16 protein-coding genes and 2 pseudogenes are annotated in these 17,051 nt (G+C 59.9%); 8 read left to right on the plus strand and 10 right to left on the minus strand.

Annotated elements, in window-relative coordinates:
* Positions 1-81 precede the first annotated feature (81 nt).
* Entirely contained in the window at positions 82-261 is a 180-nt protein-coding gene (locus AC07XB_RS25280) for a hypothetical protein (RefSeq protein WP_492829720.1), read from the plus strand.
* Positions 262-410: 149 nt separating this feature from the next.
* On the opposite strand, the pseudogene AC07XB_RS25285 reads toward AC07XB_RS25280, so the two are convergent.
* From AC07XB_RS25285 to AC07XB_RS25310, 6 genes and pseudogenes are all read right to left on the minus strand, one after another.
* Positions 411-671, minus strand: a pseudogene (locus AC07XB_RS25285) (transposase domain-containing protein); the annotation flags it as partial.
* A 98-nt stretch (positions 672-769) separates the two neighbouring features.
* Positions 770-1,600 (minus strand): site-specific integrase, encoded by an 831-nt coding sequence (locus tag AC07XB_RS25290; protein WP_492829718.1) that lies wholly within the window; start codon positions 1,598-1,600, stop codon positions 770-772.
* Between the two features lie 2,417 nt (positions 1,601-4,017).
* Positions 4,018-4,587: an ankyrin repeat domain-containing protein gene (locus AC07XB_RS25295; RefSeq protein WP_492829716.1), complete on the minus strand. Its 570-nt coding sequence runs from the start codon at positions 4,585-4,587 to the stop codon at positions 4,018-4,020.
* A gap of 381 nt (positions 4,588-4,968) precedes the next feature.
* Positions 4,969-5,682 (minus strand): annotated as a pseudogene (locus AC07XB_RS25300) (gamma-glutamyltransferase); the annotation flags it as partial.
* Between the two features lie 177 nt (positions 5,683-5,859).
* Positions 5,860-7,008, minus strand: coding sequence for an ISL3 family transposase (locus AC07XB_RS25305; protein ID WP_492829876.1), 1,149 nt, complete (start codon positions 7,006-7,008; stop codon positions 5,860-5,862).
* 3 nt (positions 7,009-7,011) lie between these two features.
* Positions 7,012-7,506 (minus strand): transposase, encoded by a 495-nt coding sequence (locus AC07XB_RS25310; protein ID WP_492829714.1) that lies wholly within the window; start codon positions 7,504-7,506, stop codon positions 7,012-7,014.
* A gap of 484 nt (positions 7,507-7,990) precedes the next feature.
* Here AC07XB_RS25310 and AC07XB_RS25315 point away from each other — a divergent pair, with 484 nt between their 5' ends.
* From AC07XB_RS25315 to AC07XB_RS25335, 5 genes are all read left to right on the plus strand, one after another.
* Positions 7,991-8,125, plus strand: coding sequence for a hypothetical protein (locus tag AC07XB_RS25315; protein ID WP_492829712.1), 135 nt, complete (start codon positions 7,991-7,993; stop codon positions 8,123-8,125).
* A gap of 136 nt (positions 8,126-8,261) precedes the next feature.
* On the plus strand, positions 8,262-9,551 hold the full coding sequence (locus AC07XB_RS25320; protein WP_492829710.1) for a CaiB/BaiF CoA transferase family protein: 1,290 nt from the start codon (positions 8,262-8,264) through the stop codon (positions 9,549-9,551).
* 149 nt (positions 9,552-9,700) lie between these two features.
* A complete protein-coding gene (locus tag AC07XB_RS25325) occupies positions 9,701-10,558 on the plus strand; it encodes an enoyl-CoA hydratase-related protein (protein ID WP_492829708.1) in 858 nt (285 codons plus the stop codon).
* 89 nt (positions 10,559-10,647) lie between these two features.
* Positions 10,648-10,785: a hypothetical protein gene (locus AC07XB_RS25330; protein ID WP_492829706.1), complete on the plus strand. Its 138-nt coding sequence runs from the start codon at positions 10,648-10,650 to the stop codon at positions 10,783-10,785.
* A 415-nt stretch (positions 10,786-11,200) separates the two neighbouring features.
* A complete protein-coding gene (locus tag AC07XB_RS25335; protein WP_492829874.1) occupies positions 11,201-12,436 on the plus strand; it encodes a CaiB/BaiF CoA transferase family protein in 1,236 nt (411 codons plus the stop codon).
* A 220-nt stretch (positions 12,437-12,656) separates the two neighbouring features.
* Here AC07XB_RS25335 and AC07XB_RS25340 read toward each other — a convergent pair whose 3' ends face one another.
* Positions 12,657-12,839 carry an NAD(P)-binding domain-containing protein gene (locus AC07XB_RS25340; protein ID WP_494752807.1) on the minus strand — a complete coding sequence of 61 codons (183 nt, stop codon included), beginning with the start codon at positions 12,837-12,839 and terminating at the stop codon, positions 12,657-12,659.
* Positions 12,836-13,084: an NAD(P)-binding domain-containing protein gene (locus tag AC07XB_RS25345; RefSeq protein WP_492829704.1), complete on the minus strand. Its 249-nt coding sequence runs from the start codon at positions 13,082-13,084 to the stop codon at positions 12,836-12,838. Before AC07XB_RS25345 ends, AC07XB_RS25340 begins: the two co-directional genes overlap by 4 nt.
* Positions 13,085-13,586: 502 nt before the next feature.
* Here AC07XB_RS25345 and AC07XB_RS25350 point away from each other — a divergent pair.
* The gene (locus tag AC07XB_RS25350; protein WP_492829702.1) at positions 13,587-13,763 is read left to right on the plus strand and encodes a hypothetical protein; all 177 of its coding nucleotides are present in this window, start codon (positions 13,587-13,589) and stop codon (positions 13,761-13,763) included.
* Between the two features lie 746 nt (positions 13,764-14,509).
* On the plus strand, positions 14,510-15,604 hold the full coding sequence (locus AC07XB_RS25355; protein ID WP_492829700.1) for a porin: 1,095 nt from the start codon (positions 14,510-14,512) through the stop codon (positions 15,602-15,604).
* Between the two features lie 77 nt (positions 15,605-15,681).
* Here the strand turns inward: AC07XB_RS25355 and AC07XB_RS25360 are convergent, their stop codons facing one another.
* The gene (locus tag AC07XB_RS25360) at positions 15,682-15,945 is read right to left on the minus strand and encodes a hypothetical protein (RefSeq protein WP_493688108.1); all 264 of its coding nucleotides are present in this window, start codon (positions 15,943-15,945) and stop codon (positions 15,682-15,684) included.
* A gap of 1,001 nt (positions 15,946-16,946) precedes the next feature.
* Positions 16,947-17,051: NAD(P)(+) transhydrogenase (Re/Si-specific) subunit beta (locus tag AC07XB_RS25365; RefSeq protein WP_492829873.1), on the minus strand; the 105-nt coding region annotated here is incomplete at its 5' end.

Consider the following 17,051-nt stretch of genomic DNA (forward strand, 5'->3'; position numbering starts at 1 on the left):
TGTGACATCGATCACAACCGCCTTCGAGGCGGTTTTTTTACGCCCACCGCGCGCGGGTTTTTCTTTTTACGGGATAGAAACATGCCGGAAGACGATAACCACATCAGCCGGGAAGCATTCGACGCCTTGGTCGGGCGGGTCAGCGCGCTCGAGGAATCCATGACCGAAAACACTGCGTCGACGAAACGCGTCGAGATGAACACCGAAGGCCTGGTCGAGATGTTCAACGCGCTGTCAGGGGGCTTCAAGGTGCTGGTCTGAATCGGCAATGCGGCGCGGCCGATCGGCTATATCGCAGCTTGTGCCGCGGGGGTAGTGGGGGCCACATCAAATGAGCGGCAAGCGGAAGCTGATAGCGCTGGTCGGCGGTAAGCGCCAGTTTCGGCACACCTTGAGTGCGGCGAGCGTAATCAGGCAGGATGCGGCGGGGCGGCTTTGGGCGGGACGAAGTTGAACGGAAACAGGTCGCTGATGTTAGCGTCTGGCGTGCGCTGTGGCAGTTCTGTCAGCACGTGGAGCAGGTAGGCATACGGCTCGACGTCACAGGTGCGGCACGTAAGCATCAGGCGATAGATCATGGCGCTTGCCTTGGCGCCAGCCACGGTGTCTGCAAAGAGCCAAGCCTTTCGACCTGTGCAGAATGGTTGGATATCGCGCTCCACCGCGTTATGCCGACACCCAGATTATGCCGCGTCCCGAAGCAAAAGACGCAACAGTTGGGCGGATCCCTGCTCCGAGTCGCTCGGATTTTCGGCATTATTAAAGGCCCTCAAGGAAGGCAAGCAAGGGATCGGGAGGTTTGTAACGCGTCCTCAAACGCGACCTTTGCATAGATAGCGGTACTGTCCTGTGAGCGGTGCCGCAAAACCTCAGCGATTTCCACTATCGACGCACCATGGCGAATCATCGTCGTTGCCAGACCGTGGCGGAACAGATGTGCGGCGCCGCGGCATGCGGGGCGAAACCCGGCACGAGCGAAGGCCTGACGAACAATGTGGCCAATCGCCGCCGGTCCCGCCAGACCAACGCGCGGCGCCCACATGCGAAGGAAGACCCGTCGCGAGGCGCTCGCGCCGCGATCGTCGCGAAGGTACATTGCAATCGCCTCTCCAACTTCGGATGGCAGCGGGACATGCTCGACCATTTTCCCCTTACCATGAATAACGAGTTCCCCCGAACGCCAGTGGATGTCGCCCAGCTCAAGTGCGACGATCTCTCCGGCACGCAAACCGAGCCGCGCCAACAAAAGCAAGATGGCGTAGTCACGGCGCCCGCATGGAGTTGACCGGTTCGCGGAGGCAATGAGGGCATCGGCCTGCTCAGGCGTGAGGAACGTTGGCACTCTTGACTGTCGCCACTTGCGAACCGTAGGCACCAACTCATACAGGTCACGTGGCGTATCGCCCTGCAAAAAGAGGAAGTGGCAACACGAGCGAAGGGCCACCGCCATCAGCCGCGTGTACTCCCCCGACCGGCCTCTGCTGTGGGCAAGAAGGTGATTTCGGATCGTTACTACATCAAATGCATTGGGCAATATACTGCAGTCGCCGGCATCCTGGCTGTTGAGGAAGTCGCGAATGAATGGCCCGTAGACGAGCACCGAGTTCTTCGCAAGTCAACGAACCTGCCTCAAGTAGTCCAAGTACCGACCGTAGATGTGGGCGATCGCAGATTGATCGCTCACTGTCGGCAAGCGCACGATGGCTTCGCCACGCAGATAGGCAAGAAACAACCGTAACACGGCAAGCTCAAACCGAACACGGTCGGCCGGTGCGTCTGTCAGGCGCTCCATGAACAAAGCAGTGGCAGACTCGTCAAGGTTAGCCGCGCTGCAAACCAGTTTCCTTCTGGGGGGCACGGCTGTAGCGGGCTGGCCCAGATTCACGGCCCCTGGCGCTGATCCAGTGTGCTTTGCCAGTCGGGGTCCCGATCGCGCGAGCCAGCCCAAAGCATGTGCTCCCGCGGTGCCTGCCATTCGCCGCGCTCCATGCGTGGCGTTGGTTTTACCCGAAACCAATACCAATCGCCTCGACTGTCCTGTGCGCGCCATTCCCAGCCTTTCGGGGCGCGATGCCAACTGGCGGGGTGCTGAAGATCAACCATAACCGTCTCCTCTGCGAACGGTAGTGAATGCGAATGAGCGGCAACCAAAGGAAACGCCCCAGCGGCCTACCAAGCGCAACTGAGGCGTTTTTTCGTGTCAGCTTGGCCAGGGCCGACGAGGCCAGCCCGACGCTGGTGGATTTATGTTAGGAGCCTGGGGCATTGTTCGCTGTGACCTCTCTCACAAACCGAGCGATTCCCAAGATCTTAAGATTGCCACTCGCATGTGGTGGGGGCGCGCCAGCTACGCGCAATCCCAACGATCAAAAAATCCAGGCTGGCAGTGAGCACGACATAGAGGAAAATCTTCAGCTCGGTAAATCACTAACATAGCGAACTAAAGGAGCGGCATCGTTTAGATACCGCGATGCGGCGTGTGGCCATGGTGGTCGCTGTGTGTAAATAGATCCTAGAACAAGAAGAGAAGACGCCTCAGAACCGACAGCGGTGTTGTCGAGGCGTCTCGGGTGTCAGCTCCGCCCAGTCGCTGACGAAGCCAGTTCGGGCCGCTATAGTTCGGTTTGCTGTGGCGCCCATCACATTTCTCTGCGCTACCAGGACGGAGATCGTGTGGCGGCATGTGCGACGGCGCCCCCGTTCTCGTCGCTGAGGTGAGCGATCTAAAATCATAGAGCGACACTCGAACCGGCTGGTTGTGAGGCTGCACGTAGATTTTGCTAGGGGAGGGCAGCAAACTATTGCTTGCGAAGCAAGCGCCAACAAGGACTAGGGGGATGGTGCCCACGGTTGCTCTTAGCCATCCGATTACGGTTGCGTGCTTGAACCGACCTAGGCTGCTCATGTCTCCAGCCCAACAAAGTAGCAGAGGCTGGCAAAGTAGCAGAGGCTGGCAGCCCATAAGAACGAGACGGTAGTGTAGAAAAAAGTGGACGAGCGTGGACGCCGGAACGTGTCAATGACTTTGCGTCACCTGGCTTCAGATTGCCCCGCGTAAGTTGCGTGCAAGAGCATGCTAGGGGACAAGCAGGTGTGCACCTGGGACTCGGCATAAAAAAACGCCAAGCCCCCACGGACAAGGGCTTGGCGTTCAACTAGCACCAAATCTGTTAGCGCGGTCAGTCACTAACAGATTCGATTCTGGGCCTTGCTGGTGCCGGTTGCGGTGATGAACATCACAATAAGCGATTGTCTACCTTTTGCCAGATGGAATAATTATCGGAATATTTTGTAGCGCTATTTGTGGTCCCAGTCTGCTCTCAATTCCGGAGGCGGCGAGAGTGAAAGCGGGCTGTGGCGGCGGGAGGATGGGAGCAGGACGACGTACGCTAGAAGAGGAACGCCCCAGTGCCATCACTGTGCAACTTGGGGGGACGTTTCCCCCTCTAGGACTGTCCATGTCAGGGAGCTGACGTCGACAATTTGAGATTGATCATGATGGGTGGGCTTGCTGTGGCCGCTATCACAATATTTCGCGTCAGCGGGGGCGTAAGGAGCACAGGCAAAAAAAGACGCCGAACTCCATCAGAGTTCGGCGTAGCGGGAATTGCTAGAAGGGTCAATTTGCTAGCGAGGTCAATCGTATTGATCGACGGTCTCTGACGCAGTGACACCTATCACAAATCAACAGAGCGCGGGCCAAGACTGCGTGAGCGGCCGGAGATCCTTCTGAGCCATGTGCTCGGCGTTCGCGAAGAAACGGTTCTGCCCTATAAAGGGAACGGCAGCGCCGCGATGACCGACCCGTCATTGGTGTGAGCCCGTGGCGTTATCGGACGCCACGGTGTGAGTCCGCTTCTGAGCCTGGTCCGGGAATCGTCGGTGACAGTGGCGAGCGGCGTGAGCTGCATCCCGTTTGAGAGATCGAGTCGAATTAGACGCTTCCCATGGCGCTGCCGTTCATCAACGATGGTGGAGCAAGCCATGGCAATGCGCAGGGTCGATGGTTGAGCTGCGCTACAACCGTTCGCTCACTTTATGGGCGGCCAGCAATTGTGAAATCCCAGGCAACCCCATTGCCTCGGCCATCTCGCGTGGGGTTTCGCAGTCGTCGATGCGCGTCCGGCTAGCTGCGTCCGCACCAGCCGCCAGCAGCATCTCTACCGCAGGCAAATTGCGCACGCTCACGGCCATGTGCAGCGCGCTATAGTCGTTGTTGCCGCGCTGCGCAGGATCGGCGCCGAAGGCCAGCAGCAGCCTGAGCACCTCGATCACATCCGTTCGTGCGGGTGCGCATGGCCGGGCGAGACTACATGAAAGCGCCGCAATCAGCGGCGGAAAACCCGCGTGATCCACCGGCCGGGGATCCGCCCCGATCTCGAGCAAGGTGCGGACAAGGGGCAGCGGGCTATGGTAGATCGCGTACTCCAAGCAAGGCCCAATCCCTGGCGGCATGGGTCCGTTGGGAATGCAGGCCGGGTCATCAACCGCCGCCCGCAGCGCATCAATGTCGCCGGTGCAGAAGGCCGCATGGATCTTCTCGAACTGCCGGTATCCCTCGCATCGCTCGATGTCTGGCTTCTTCATTTCGTGTCGCCTGATGGCCCTATTGTAGCTTCCAGGAGAGAGCGTCGGGGCGGCGATCAACGCGGCGATTTCGCTTGGCTGCACGAGCATCCTTTGATTATCAAAATGCAATTAATCGCCGGGATTCCTACCCCAACCTTAAGTCGGGGTTTGGCGGCAGGGCTACCTGCCCGGGAGGGCCGGCGTCGAAAACAGTACCTAGACCTCCTCGGCACGCCACATTCGCAGAATTAGTGGGCGCCAGTCGGAGAATTAACGGTCCTCAACAAAACGGGAAGAGCGTGAATCTTGACTATGCCCTTCGAGCACTCGAAGGGTTGGGGTTGCGCGGGGCGAAGCGACATACCGGGGGCGGGTCGTGATCATGCGTCTAGCGCTGGGTCAGGGTACCGCCGTCTCCAGCGCGACCCCGTCGCGCCCCGGATCCGCACCGCCGTCGAGTTCTCCGTTCGCCAGCCGGATCGCGTGGACCCAGGCGATCGTGTAGTTGTACGGATTGCGGATCACCTCGTAGCCTTGCGCCCCCAGCTCCGCGGTCAGGTAACGCGGGATCCGATTGCATACGTCGATAGTATTGCTGGTCGAGGAGAAACGGGGCGCCGACACCGCCGGCTGCATCGCCATGCTGAAATCCACCACGTTTAGGATGGCCTGCAGCACACCCATGGCAATCTGGGTACCCCCCGGGGCCCCGATGACGATCTCCGGCTTGCCGTCCCGGAACACAATCGAAGGACATGATGACGTGAAGCGCCGCTTGCCGGGGGCAATGCTGCCCGCGCGGCCCGGGCGCGGGTCGAACACGCCCATGCAGCCGTTGTGCAGGAACCCGAGTCCCGGCGTGATGACACCTGATGGCATCGCCAGCGAGTGGGTCAGCGAAATGCAGTTGCCGGCGCCGTCTACCACCGACAGATGCGTGGTGTCGCGCGGCACCACGTGGCCGGGATTGACGCGGGGAATGTCGATTTTGTCGCCGGCACGAATGCGTTCGGCAAGCTCGCGCGCATAGCCTTTGTCGAGCAGCCGGGCGAGCGGCACCTCGACAAATGCCGGATCGCCGACGTGGAGGTCCTTGTCGCGCGTCGCGCCCTTGTGTGACGACGGCGAATTCGCGTCGAGGACCTTTGCCGTCGTTGTCCCCGCCCCACTACCACCATTCTTCTTATTGACTAACGTAAGCGAGCCCGCCAGCCTGGTCCTGGCCGCACGCGCTCACGCGCCTGCGATGGCGACCGGACTAGCGGGTCCAGTAGGACAAGGCGGGCCCGTTTAGCTTGGCTTCAAGACCCGCAGCCGCAGAAGCTCGATATTCGCGCGGCCATACATTTGGCGCTTGAGGAGCTTGAGCCGGTTGACATGACCTTCGGTCTGGCCATTGTTCCATTGCAGCCTGAAGGCCGCCCGCACAGCCGGTAAGTCGGCGCGCAGGCTTTGCGCGAACCGACGCATTTCCACAGCGTCGCAGCACGACAGACGTTTGAACCATCGATCGAAATGTCGCACACTTCGCCGGTGCATGAGTCCGAGAAACTCCCGCGCGAGACTGCGCACCTCGCCCACCACGGGTTCGATCTTGCACAGCGCCTTCACGAATCGCTCGTGATCCGCGCTCCTTGGCTCCTCGATGGCGAGGTTCCTCCATCCGACAAGCCATCCGAACATGCGCCGGGCTGACGGAATCGGCATCGTTCGCACGGGCTCCAGGACAAGCGGCGTCTTGCCCAGCGGAAAGAGGAGGCGGACCACGCAACTCTGCACGGAGCCGCGACTTCCCAAGTAACCTCGCTGCTTGAGTTCTTGCCAGATCCGTTCAGGGAAGCGACAGCCCTGGACGATTCGTTCCTCGATGTAGTCGCGATAGGGATCCAAAGACGTCGGACCCCGCGCCTTGGGTGCGCGCTCGGGGAATAATCCCCCCCCAGTGACGAACCTGCGCACGGTTCGTTGGTCGATTGAAAGCTCGCGCGCGATTCCTTTCATCGAGCCGCCCAGGGCGCGTAGCGTCATCACCTGCTTGTACAACGACAGCCGCGTGGCGCGTCGCTGATCGCTCAGACGCTCCCATGACCGTTGTGAGTTTCGGCTCAGAATCCCCTGCCGGCCAAGGGTCACCTTACTGACGTTTACTTGCTGGGCGGCTTGGCGCAGTTGTGGCCCGAATCGGTATAGCAGCCTCTCGACGTTGTCGCGCAGGTTGCTCAGCAGTTGCCAGCGATCCGAGACTTGCTTGGCTGCCGGCAGCGCAATGTCGACCGCTTCGGAATAGGCCCCGGCTCGATCCCTGGCGACGATCTCGATCGATGGGTGAGCACGCATCCACGCAGCCACCGCAATGGCTTCCCTGCAGGCGAACACTTCGATCGGCTCACGTCGCTCCAGGTCGACGATGATTGTTCCGTACTGGTGACCGCGCGCGATCGCTCAGTCATCGATGCCGACGACCTGCGGTCGTGGTTTGCGCTTGCGCTCAGGTACTCTGCGCAATTCCCGCAGCACGGTGTCGGCACTCGTGCGTAATCCCAAGGCGTCGGCAAGCCGGACTGCCGCCTCACCACCGAGGGCGTGGCCAAGCGCGTGCAACGCCCGAGCCTGCGATCGCGTACGACATTGATACCGCCCGGCCAAGGCGTGGATGTTCTCGGCAAACGTACGACGGGGGCAGTTGGCGTTCATACACTTGAAGCGACGCACCTCAATAGCGAGAACGACCCGCTGCTCGAGCATTGGACGTTCTTCGAGCTTGCGCACATAGCGACCGTGGAGTCGGTGACTCCAACTATGGCAGGCCGGGCGCGGTGCCCTGCGAACTGTACTGCGGGCTTCAATAGTAATGGTCTTCCCTTGCACGTCGCTGGAGATGAAGCGCTTACCCACACGGGCGAGAATACGATCGATCCCACCGAGAACTTGCCTCATGGTAACGATCAACGTAGACCAAACCGGCCGGAAATCAAGGGCTTGACTCGGCCCTCATACAAAGTGTGGGAGCCCCATTTTTACTTACTTCACGGTCATTGACACATTCCGCGCCCTGAACGGGAAGGAGGCTGGTATGGTCCGGGCTGACGCAAGCTGGTCTCGGGCTTTTTGTTTCTCTGCGGCACCTTGTGGGGCGTCGCGCGGACGGCGCGTCAAGGCCGTCCTCTACTTGAACTTGCCCGCGGCACGGATCCGTTGTTGGATCCTCTGATTCTTTCTCGCACATTGCCGACGTCCGGAGCGCCGTGAGCTCGCGCGGCCAACCCTTGACGTCGAGTCGTGCTGCCTCCATTTCCAGCGAGCACAGGCTGGCGGTTCCATTCCAATCGGTATCCGGTGTATTCAAAAAAGGAACTAGACGGTCGGGGCCGCGGCTGCCACCATCGTAGCCTTAACAACAGCAGCGACTACCGAAGAGGTAGTGCAACGGCTTCCCGAAGCGCAGCGCGCCGCGCTTTCGAACGACGCTGTGCGTGACACCTTCCGCCGGCAAGGCAGCGAACCCGGGGCGATCTCGCTGGACGAGTTCACGCAAGTGCTGAAGAGCGGACGATGAATGTCGCTGCGGACATGGGCATAGCCAAGCAGTAAGCGGGCCCATCGCTGCCTGGTCCGGTTATATGCCGGGCAGCCGACCTGACGGTGGCTCGTCAACTCGGCCGCCAGTAGTTTGGCTTTAAGGAATTCTGACGATGACAACATCCAACACCTCCGGCACTGGCGAACGGCCTATACCCTTCCCGTTTTCCAATCATGGGCCGCTCGAGGGCCTTGTTGTGCTCGACTTCACCACGCACAAGTCAGGACCTCTGGCGACGTACTTCCTCGCCGCGATGGGCGCGAGCGTCATCAAGATCGAAGAACTCAAAGGTGACGCGGTGCGCGGGTATGCGCCCTTCATGGGGCCAGACGGAGCTCTGACGATGTGGCGCGAGCATCCCGATGCGATGTCAGTGCCGATCCTCAATCGCGCGCGCGGCAAGCACAGCATCACTCTGAACCTGAAGTCGCCGGAGGCCAAGGCCATTTACCGCGAACTGGCCAGTCGCGCCGATATCGTGATCGAAAACTACGCTAGCGGCACGGCCGATCGCCTCGGCATCGGCTACGAAGCCACGCGGGAGATCAACCAGAGTATTGTCTATTGCTCCATCAGCGGGTTCGGCGCAGGAGCGATGTCCGGCAGGAAGGCGCTCGACGTGGTGATCCAGGCCTTGAGCGGCATGATGCTTGTCAGCGGTGACGAGGGTCAGCCGCCGATTCGTGTCGGCATGTCGGTTGCGGATACCGTTGCTCCGCTGTTTGCCGTTATGGGTATCAATGCCGCCCTCTACCGTCGCGAGCAAACCGGACGCGGTGAGTATGTCGATATCTCGATGCTCGGGACACTTACTGCCTTCCTGGCCAGCGAGGAATGGCAGGCGCTTGAGCAGATCGGCCAGCCGACCCGCACTGGCAACTTCAACGTGAGGTCCACACCGTTCGGAATGTTTCGTTGCCGGGACGGCTACATTGCGACGGCTGCAGGGACGCGCGATACCTTTGCACATGCGCTGTTCCGCATCATGGGCCGGCCGGAGTGGGCCGAGGACCCACGTTACGCCACTCTCTCGGCGCGCAGCCAGCGCAACGCGGAAATCGTGGAGGCGGTCGATGCGTGGTGCTGCGAACGGAGTGTCGACGAGGTGGAAGCAAAGTTGTTGAAGGCGGGCATTCCGGTCGCGAGGGTGCGCACTCCGGCAGAGGCGCTGGAGGATCCTGCGCTCAACGAACGCCGGGAGGTCACGAGCCTTATGCATCCTGATTTGGGGGTAATTCCGGGATTGAAGACCATGGGTCTGCCGATCCGCTTCCATTGCTCCGAATACGGCACATGCGCACCAGCGCCCCGGCTCGGGCAGCACAATGAACTCGTTTACCGCGACTGGCTGGGTTTCGGCAGTAATCAACTTGACGACTGGAAGGCGGCAGGCGTGATCTGATAAGGGGCGAGGGGGAACAGTCGAGCCCCAGAGTCTAGTTCACATGAGGTTGCAAAAAGGACATCACACAAATACTGCGCCTTTTCGGGAGCCAAGAGACATTGCAGATTTCTCTTTAACCTTCGAGAGGGGTCAGGAGTTCAACATCCATGAATCAGAAAGCATGTCGGTCGGACGCCAGCATCGGCGAGCGGCAAGGACGTTCTACGAGCCCGGCGGACGATACCGCCGAAATCCAGGTTTCCAGATCAGGGCGTGTCGCGCGCGTGATAGCCTGCCATCCGCGACGCCGCAATGCGCTCACGATGGCGATGAAGCATCGACTAGTCGATGCATTCCAGGAACTGGAGGAGGACACGAACACGCGATGCATTGTCCTTAGCGGAGCCGGAACGCGCTCCTTTATTTCCGGGGCAGATATTTCGGAGTTCGAGGCGCTTCGGAAGAACCCGGAAGCGGAAGCCGAGTACTTGCGTGTCTCGACCGCGGCGATGCTGGCGCCAATTCGAGTCTCGAAGCCCGTCATTGCCAGTATCTCGGGGGCTTGTGTGGGCGGTGGGCTACAGTTGGCTGTGACTTGCGATATTCGTATCGCGGCGCGAAGCGCGTTCTTCATGATGCCTGCGGCCCGGCTGGGCGTTCCGTACCCATACGCGACATTGTCACTGTTCATGTCGCTGCTCGGTAGAGGTCGGATGGCGGATCTGTTCATGACTGCCCGGCGGGTCAGCGCGGAGGAGGCGCTCGAGATGGGGTTGGTCACGGCGGTCGTGCCAGACGACGAGTTGGACGCGACCATTACACGCTATGCCGAAGAGGTCGTTGGCAATGCGCCGCTGACCCTTCATCTCATCAAGGAGTCAATCAAATCTCTATGCAATGCGGGTTTAGAGGAAAGCCCGCCATCCATCCAGGGGATCGCGGACGCATGCGGTGCAAGCCAGGACGCCATTGAGGGACGACTGGCGTTTCTCGAAAAGCGGAAGCCATCATTCCAGGGGCGGTAGATCCGCGCTATGGAGTGCGTGGTCGTTGTCGTCACAAGCGCAGTCATTGCGCTGACATCGCGACCAGAGACCTTCATATGACGAGGAGAATGATTCTCAAACTCGGCGATGCCATGCTTGCATTCGGCGCCACAACTGCACCTTCATACTTTAGCAAGGTGTCCACCGAGACGGCAAAAGCCCATGAGTCCTCGGTCTCGCCTGTTGCGCTCGAAGGCACGCGTTGACAAGATCCCTATCACACCCGGCGGCACGTTGAGTGCGCCAGGGGCGACCGAGAGTAACCGGTATGCGGGTGAGCTCGGCCTTAGCGTCAGCACTGCGACCCGGTATCAGCTTGCCATCGGCATATCTGTCCAGAACCTGCATCTCCTCTTCCAGTTCCACATCCGCATTCATTCTTCTATTCCGATATTGGTTCGAAGCAACCTAACTCAGCTCGGCCGGGTCAAGTCTACATTTTGGGATGCGGCATAAGGGGGGCCTGTAAAGGTTCCTTTGGTTTGATCTGCCATACCAGTTGGACGGAGCATTCCAGTCGGTAAGAGGCGCAAAAGAAAGTCGAACTGGACGAGCGCCGGATGCAGCGACATCATCCCAATCAATCTCAAAGGTTCCGAACGGGAGTACCTCTTGACCGATATGAGTGATGCCGCGCGCGCGGCCGACAATTCGCCCAACTGTCCTGAAGCCCAGCTACCCCTCGCTGGACTTAAGGTCATTGACCTCACGCTTGCACGCGCCGGTCCCACCGCCGTACGCCATCTGGCCGATTGGGGAGCCGAAGTGATCCGGGTGGATCAGCCTCTTGCAGCGCCCGGTTCACCCGCGATGGAGGACGTCGTTGGCAGGGAGCGCGGCTCAGACTATCAGAACCTTCACCGTAACAAGCGTTCGATTCGGCTGAACCTGAAGGATCCGGCCGGACTGGCTGTCCTTATGGACTTGGTGAAGAACGCGGATGTGGTGATCGAGAACATGCGGCCAAGGGTGAAGCATCGTCTGGGCATCACCTACGAAGACCTGTGTGCGATCAATCCCCGCCTCGTCTACGGTAGCATCAGCGGCTTCGGGCAGACTGGACCGTATCAGGACCGTCCTGGACTTGACCATATTGCCCAGGGCATGACCGGGCTCATGTCTGTGACGGGAATCCCGGGCGGCGTCCCGCTGCGCACCGGTATCGCGGTGGGGGATCTGACCGCCGGCAACATGCTCGCGCTGAACATCATGATGGCCCTCTATGAGCGGGAGCGGACAGGCCGGGGTCGCTGGGTCCACACCAGCCTGATTGAGAGTCTGCTGTTCATGCTGGATTTCCAGGCGACGCGCTGGCTGGTAGACAAGGAAGTTCCCCGCAGCGTAGGCAACGAACATCCGACCGCCATTCCGACTGACGTCTTCCCAACGCTGGACGGACACGTCACTCTGTCCGCGCCTAGCTCCAGGATGTGGCCGAAGCTGTGCGAGGTCATGGATATGCCGCATTGGGCGCAGAAGACTGAGTGGAGCACGCGGGACGGTCGCAGGGCAAACCGCATGGAAATTCATGCTGGGATCGCCCAGTTGACGCGGACGAAGCCGTCGCACTACTGGATCGAAAAACTAAACGCGGTTGGGGTAACATGCGGACCGATCTATACGATGGATCAAGTGTTCGCGGACGAGCAGGTCAAGCAGCTCGGGATGGCGGCACCGGTGGAACACCCGGCGCTTGGGCCGATGCACCTGCTTGCGTCGCCGCTGAACTTTGACGGTGTACCCCGACGAATCAGGCGAGCCACGCCGGACGGCGGTGCCGATGCAGTCCGGATCCTGAGCGAATTGGGATACAGCGAAAAGAAGATCAGCGAACTACGTGGGACCGGAGTTTGCTGAAACTGGCGCTCAACCCACGTTGGCCATAGGCCGGGGCGCTAACTGCGGCGCAAGCGGGAAGGGGCTGTGGGGGACGATTCGGGGCAGACGGCATGCAAGGTCCGTGGGGCTCTCCAGGGATTAGGACGTTGTTCACTAACTTCATGGCCTGTCCGTCCCCCACCTGCCGCCCGGAGTCAAATACGTTCGGGCTGATTGCCGTTAGTACCGGCAGGGCGCGTTAGTAGGCATCAGACGGCCCGGAAGTCATGATGGCAATGGTGCCGACTGCCGCGTCGCAAATACCAGCAGAAACGGAGGCATCGACTACAGACACGCCTAGTTGTGCCAGTTGTTTTGCGAAAGCGCGCGTCTCGCCCGGAATGCCTGAAGGCTGATCGACTACCAATTTTCCAGCTGTCAGTCCCTCTGCGAGACTCCAGGCCGAACTATAACCTGGCGAACGTTAGAGCTGCGGGGAAGACATAGAAGCACTATGTCGCACCGCCACGCGAGTTCAATTACGAAAGATGCGGTGGACGCGCCTAGCTTCTCAAACTCGGCGACTGCCGCGTCGCAAATGTCCCAGACGCTGAGCGCCCGCGAAGCCAAAAGGCGGCGTGCCAGCGCACCACCCATGGCTCCCAGACCAATGAACCCTATGTGCATTGCTCTCTCTCGTACTTACTTGTTGACGTCGAAGAGGTCGACGGCTGCCTTGCCAGCGCACATCCCGGCGGGCCAGCCAGCGTAGCAGGCTAGTTGCACAACGAGACCACGCAACTAGTGTTGTTTCGAGACTTCGCCTAGCAGTACCTCTTCACGGAGTCGCGCGTGCGGCGAGTCTGCTATATCAAGGCGTATTCTGAAGTTGAATTCATCGTGCCAGTCCTTGGTAGAACTTGAGGGCCGGTCCGAGATCATGTGTTCACGAAGCGTTCATGTGTCCGCGATGAATGCACTGTGTCTTCTAACAAGAACGGCGGGATTTTGATTGCGTTGCGAGAAATGACTGCGTCCCGCCCAGGCTCAGGCCTAGGAAGGACCAGTGCGGATAAACGCTTCGCATTGGCGTTGTTTGTTCTGCCGGAGCGTGCACAAGGCCCGCGCCACGGCGTGCCGACGCGGCTTTTAACTCTTGGAGCAACTCCGGGTTGGATATCTCCAGCGCATGGCCGAAGTCTTCAAACGCGAACATTTCCACCAGCGGCGTTTCGAAACTGCGTGGCATCAAGGTCTCGCATGGCGGTATTTGCGTAACGGGGCCAATACTCGTGACTTTGTGCGCAAGGATGGCGAGGCGAGTCTCAATGGTGCTATTCCTCCCAGCGAGTCAGCGGCGATCTGAGGCGCACGGCCGTTGGCTCTGGCGACATCTTTATCGATAATCCGAAGTTCATAGAACGGGGATTCAGCTACGTCATCGTCCGACTTCTGTGGGGGTGAATTGAGGGCGGTCGATGTCCGGATCACGAGAGCGGTATGGCGCGCGTCTTGTGCCATCTTTAAGAAAGTTATCGAGGACGTCATCGCACTTCCTCCAACTATTGAAGGACTTCGCTGCGGCGTCACCACCGTGGTGGAGTGGCATGAATGGCAAGGGGCTCAACTCTTTGTTCCATCCTTCTTTCTCCTGTCCTCCGAATGCTGCTCGAGGCGGTCGCGTCCTAGGTGGGACATCGTCACGCAAATCTCTACGGCAAAGGCGACTTGTCGTCCCTGAAAACACTGTGCGTTTAGGAAATGCACGGCAGAAACACTGTCGGTACAACAGTGCCTATAGCACAGTCGTCGGAGCCGCACGCGCCGCAAAGTGCCGTCGGTAGGCAATCCATCGTGCGCGAGCCTTCCAGCGTTGGCATGGCTATTGCTCTGAATTCCACATCTGCGCACACCTCCAGCTAGAGCCAAGTATTAGATGAACGGTTTCAACCGCTCACAACTGAGGGGCATGCCGGATCAATGAGGTCGGGCGTTCCTTCATGGCCCGTACGCAAAAGACCACCGCTGGCAGCGGAGGAGTGTGAGTACGGTTCGAACGCCTGACGCGTCGCAATGAGTTAATCCAATAATTCCGCGAGGAGAGAAGACAGAATGAAGCTGAGACAGAATATGGTGTTGGCAACGATCGCTACGGCTGCTTCGGCAGGTGCCTATGCTCAGTCGAACGTTACGCTGTACGGGGTGATTGATTCCGGCATCGAGTACGCAAACCGGCAGCCAGGCGGTGGGCATGATGTCGTGCGCTTGACTACGGCAAATCTGGCGGGGTCGCGCTGGGGGCTGCGCGGAGTGGAAGATCTGGGTGGAGGGTTGAAGGGGGTTTTTGTATTGGAGAGTGGATTCGAGACAGATACCGGAAAGTCGTCACAAGGCGGTCGATTGTTTGGGCGGTCCGCATACGTGGCGCTGCAGAGTACCTGGGGAGCAATCCGACTCGGTCGCCAGAACAGCTCGATCTTCGATATCGCCGGGGATATCGACCCAATGGCAATTGCTCCAAGATACTCACTGCTTGCACAGGACGGCGCATTCTCCGCCCGGGCAGACAATACGATCAAGTACTTCGGCAAGTTCGGGCCACTGCAGGCTTCTGCCATGTACAGCTTCGGCGCGGAGAGCAGCACCGTGGGGGGAAGTGAGGTCCCGGGCAATCCGAAGCTCGGACGTGAGTTCGGCGGTCACCTCGTCTATGCAGTGGACAACTTCAGCATTGCCACAGCATATGATGAGGTGAACACCGGCACGGTCACCATGAACCCGGATGCCAGAACACGCCGTGCTACCGTCGCAGGAAACTTCGGCATCGGTCCTGCGACGCTCTATGCCGGCTATCGCTGGGCGAAGGCTTACAGCGGAGCGTTGCTGCCCGGCGCGCCTACCACGCAAGACAGGCAGCGGTCAAATCTATGGTGGACCGGTGTTCGGTGGAGCGGCACGGGGGCACTCACGATCTCCGCCGCAGCGTATTTCCAGGACTTTTCGGGCACCACCGCTGACCCGTGGCTTTTCGTCGCGTCCGGTGACTACGCACTCTCAAAGCGCTCTGATGTGTACCTTTCTGTCGGATATACGAAGAACCGCAACGGGTCGAATCTCGGCGTGGGTTCGGGGACTTGGGGTTTCGGAACTGTTCAGCAGGGTGCTAACCAACTTGGGGTCACCGTCGGCTTGCGCCACAAATTCTAATTATCTTTGACTGGCACCGGGGGTACGCTCTGGATTTGTCCGCGTAGCCCCGGAGGCTGTCTAACCCTAGGGACGGTCTAGAGAACCCATTCTCTGTCGCCGACAATCCAAGCGCAAGGTATCGTTGTGACGGCCGTCACCAGTTCCTCACCGGGGTGCGGCGACATGACTGTGACACTGCCCGGGCTGACATAGATCTGGTACGGCGCGCCTTCCGTGAACGTCCAGACCTGGATCGCATTGATGTAGCCATCGAGTGTAGGGGCGGTGCGAGCCTTCTGCTTGGCGCGGGAATCGCCGATGTTTGCGAGAGCAGCCGTATCGGCAACCAACATCGCCACGCGGTCTTTGAACGCCTGGCCCCTGAGGCGACGCGCTACCCGGCAGCGCTAGTACCGCTCTCGATAACGTTGGAAAAAGCGGCACCGCCGGCGCGGAAGCACCCAACCTCGTCGCCATCACCCGATGCGGCAGATCCGGCCTGGTAGGCCACCTTCGTACCGGTGGTCGCCATGGCCGCGACCGATAGCGCTGCGGTAACGCGGCCTCCGACAAAGGGCCGATCCTGAGCGCACAATGCCGTGCTCGCAATCGCGCCAGCGCCAAGGTGCGACGCTCAGGATACCAATCCGGTCGAAATGCCTGGGCCGAAAATCCAAGTCCAACATCAAGAGCGATGCCAGTTCATCTAGCTGATCATTTCCTTTAAGCGAATGGAGTGTGAGCCGTGGCTATGGCGCGCCGCCCTCCGCGAGCACGCGTGGCAACATCGAACGAAACGTTTAGAGCTTGTGCCGGGAGCCAACGACGGTGCCGATCTGTTGCCGCCCGGAGGAGAAGCCGCGCCGAGGGATCCAGAGCCTAAGCCCTGGGTAGACCCGTCACGGCCCTTCGTATAGCCACCGTGAGAAATTCGCCGGTACGCTTCGAGACGGCATAGAGCCCCGAAGCTGCAAGCAGCCATCGTTCGGCATTTTTACAGTAGACGCCGGCCGACCGGGGTTAGAGGGCCTGCCGCCGTTCGTTTGGGGGCTGAAAAGCCTCGGCGATGAATAGCTTTGGCGGAGCACAGCCGGGAGGCCAACGGTAGCGAGGTGCCTGGAACGCCCAAGCTCGGGCGCAAATTTGGTGGCAACTTGACGCATTCGACTGAGGCCTTCAAGATTAGTTGCACCTACGACGAGATCAATACAGAACGGCGGCCGTCAACTCGGATGCAACCACTCGCAGTGCGACGGTTGCTGGAACGGATACGCTTGGCAGGAAGTTGACGGCGTGGACCGATTGCCGGTCAACGCCTGGTGCCATGTCCCTTGTGCATCATCCAAACTGGAGGTGGATGTCAATCTGCTGCCTTGCCCATGTCCTCGACCACCTTCTTGGCGTCGCCGAACACCATCATGGTCTTGTCCATGTAGAACAGCTCGTTGTCCAGGCCCGCGTAGCC

Source organism: Cupriavidus sp. GW821-FHT02F09, from assembly GCF_059421605.1.

Bases quoted from the DNA above. Each gene is read 5' to 3' on its own strand.
- AC07XB_RS25280 (WP_492829720.1), top strand. From the start codon at position 82: ATGCCGGAAGACGATAACCACATCAGCCGGGAAGCATTCGACGCCTTG.
- AC07XB_RS25295 (WP_492829716.1), bottom strand. From the start codon at position 4,587: ATGAAGAAGCCAGACATCGAGCGATGCGAGGGATACCGGCAGTTCGAG.
- AC07XB_RS25310 (WP_492829714.1), bottom strand. From the start codon at position 7,506: ATGAGGCAAGTTCTCGGTGGGATCGATCGTATTCTCGCCCGTGTGGGT.
- AC07XB_RS25320 (WP_492829710.1), top strand. From the start codon at position 8,262: ATGACAACATCCAACACCTCCGGCACTGGCGAACGGCCTATACCCTTC.
- AC07XB_RS25325 (WP_492829708.1), top strand. From the start codon at position 9,701: ATGAATCAGAAAGCATGTCGGTCGGACGCCAGCATCGGCGAGCGGCAA.
- AC07XB_RS25330 (WP_492829706.1), top strand. From the start codon at position 10,648: ATGATTCTCAAACTCGGCGATGCCATGCTTGCATTCGGCGCCACAACT.
- AC07XB_RS25335 (WP_492829874.1), top strand. From the start codon at position 11,201: ATGAGTGATGCCGCGCGCGCGGCCGACAATTCGCCCAACTGTCCTGAA.
- AC07XB_RS25345 (WP_492829704.1), bottom strand. From the start codon at position 13,084: ATGCACATAGGGTTCATTGGTCTGGGAGCCATGGGTGGTGCGCTGGCA.
- AC07XB_RS25350 (WP_492829702.1), top strand. From the start codon at position 13,587: ATGGCCGAAGTCTTCAAACGCGAACATTTCCACCAGCGGCGTTTCGAA.
- AC07XB_RS25355 (WP_492829700.1), top strand. From the start codon at position 14,510: ATGAAGCTGAGACAGAATATGGTGTTGGCAACGATCGCTACGGCTGCT.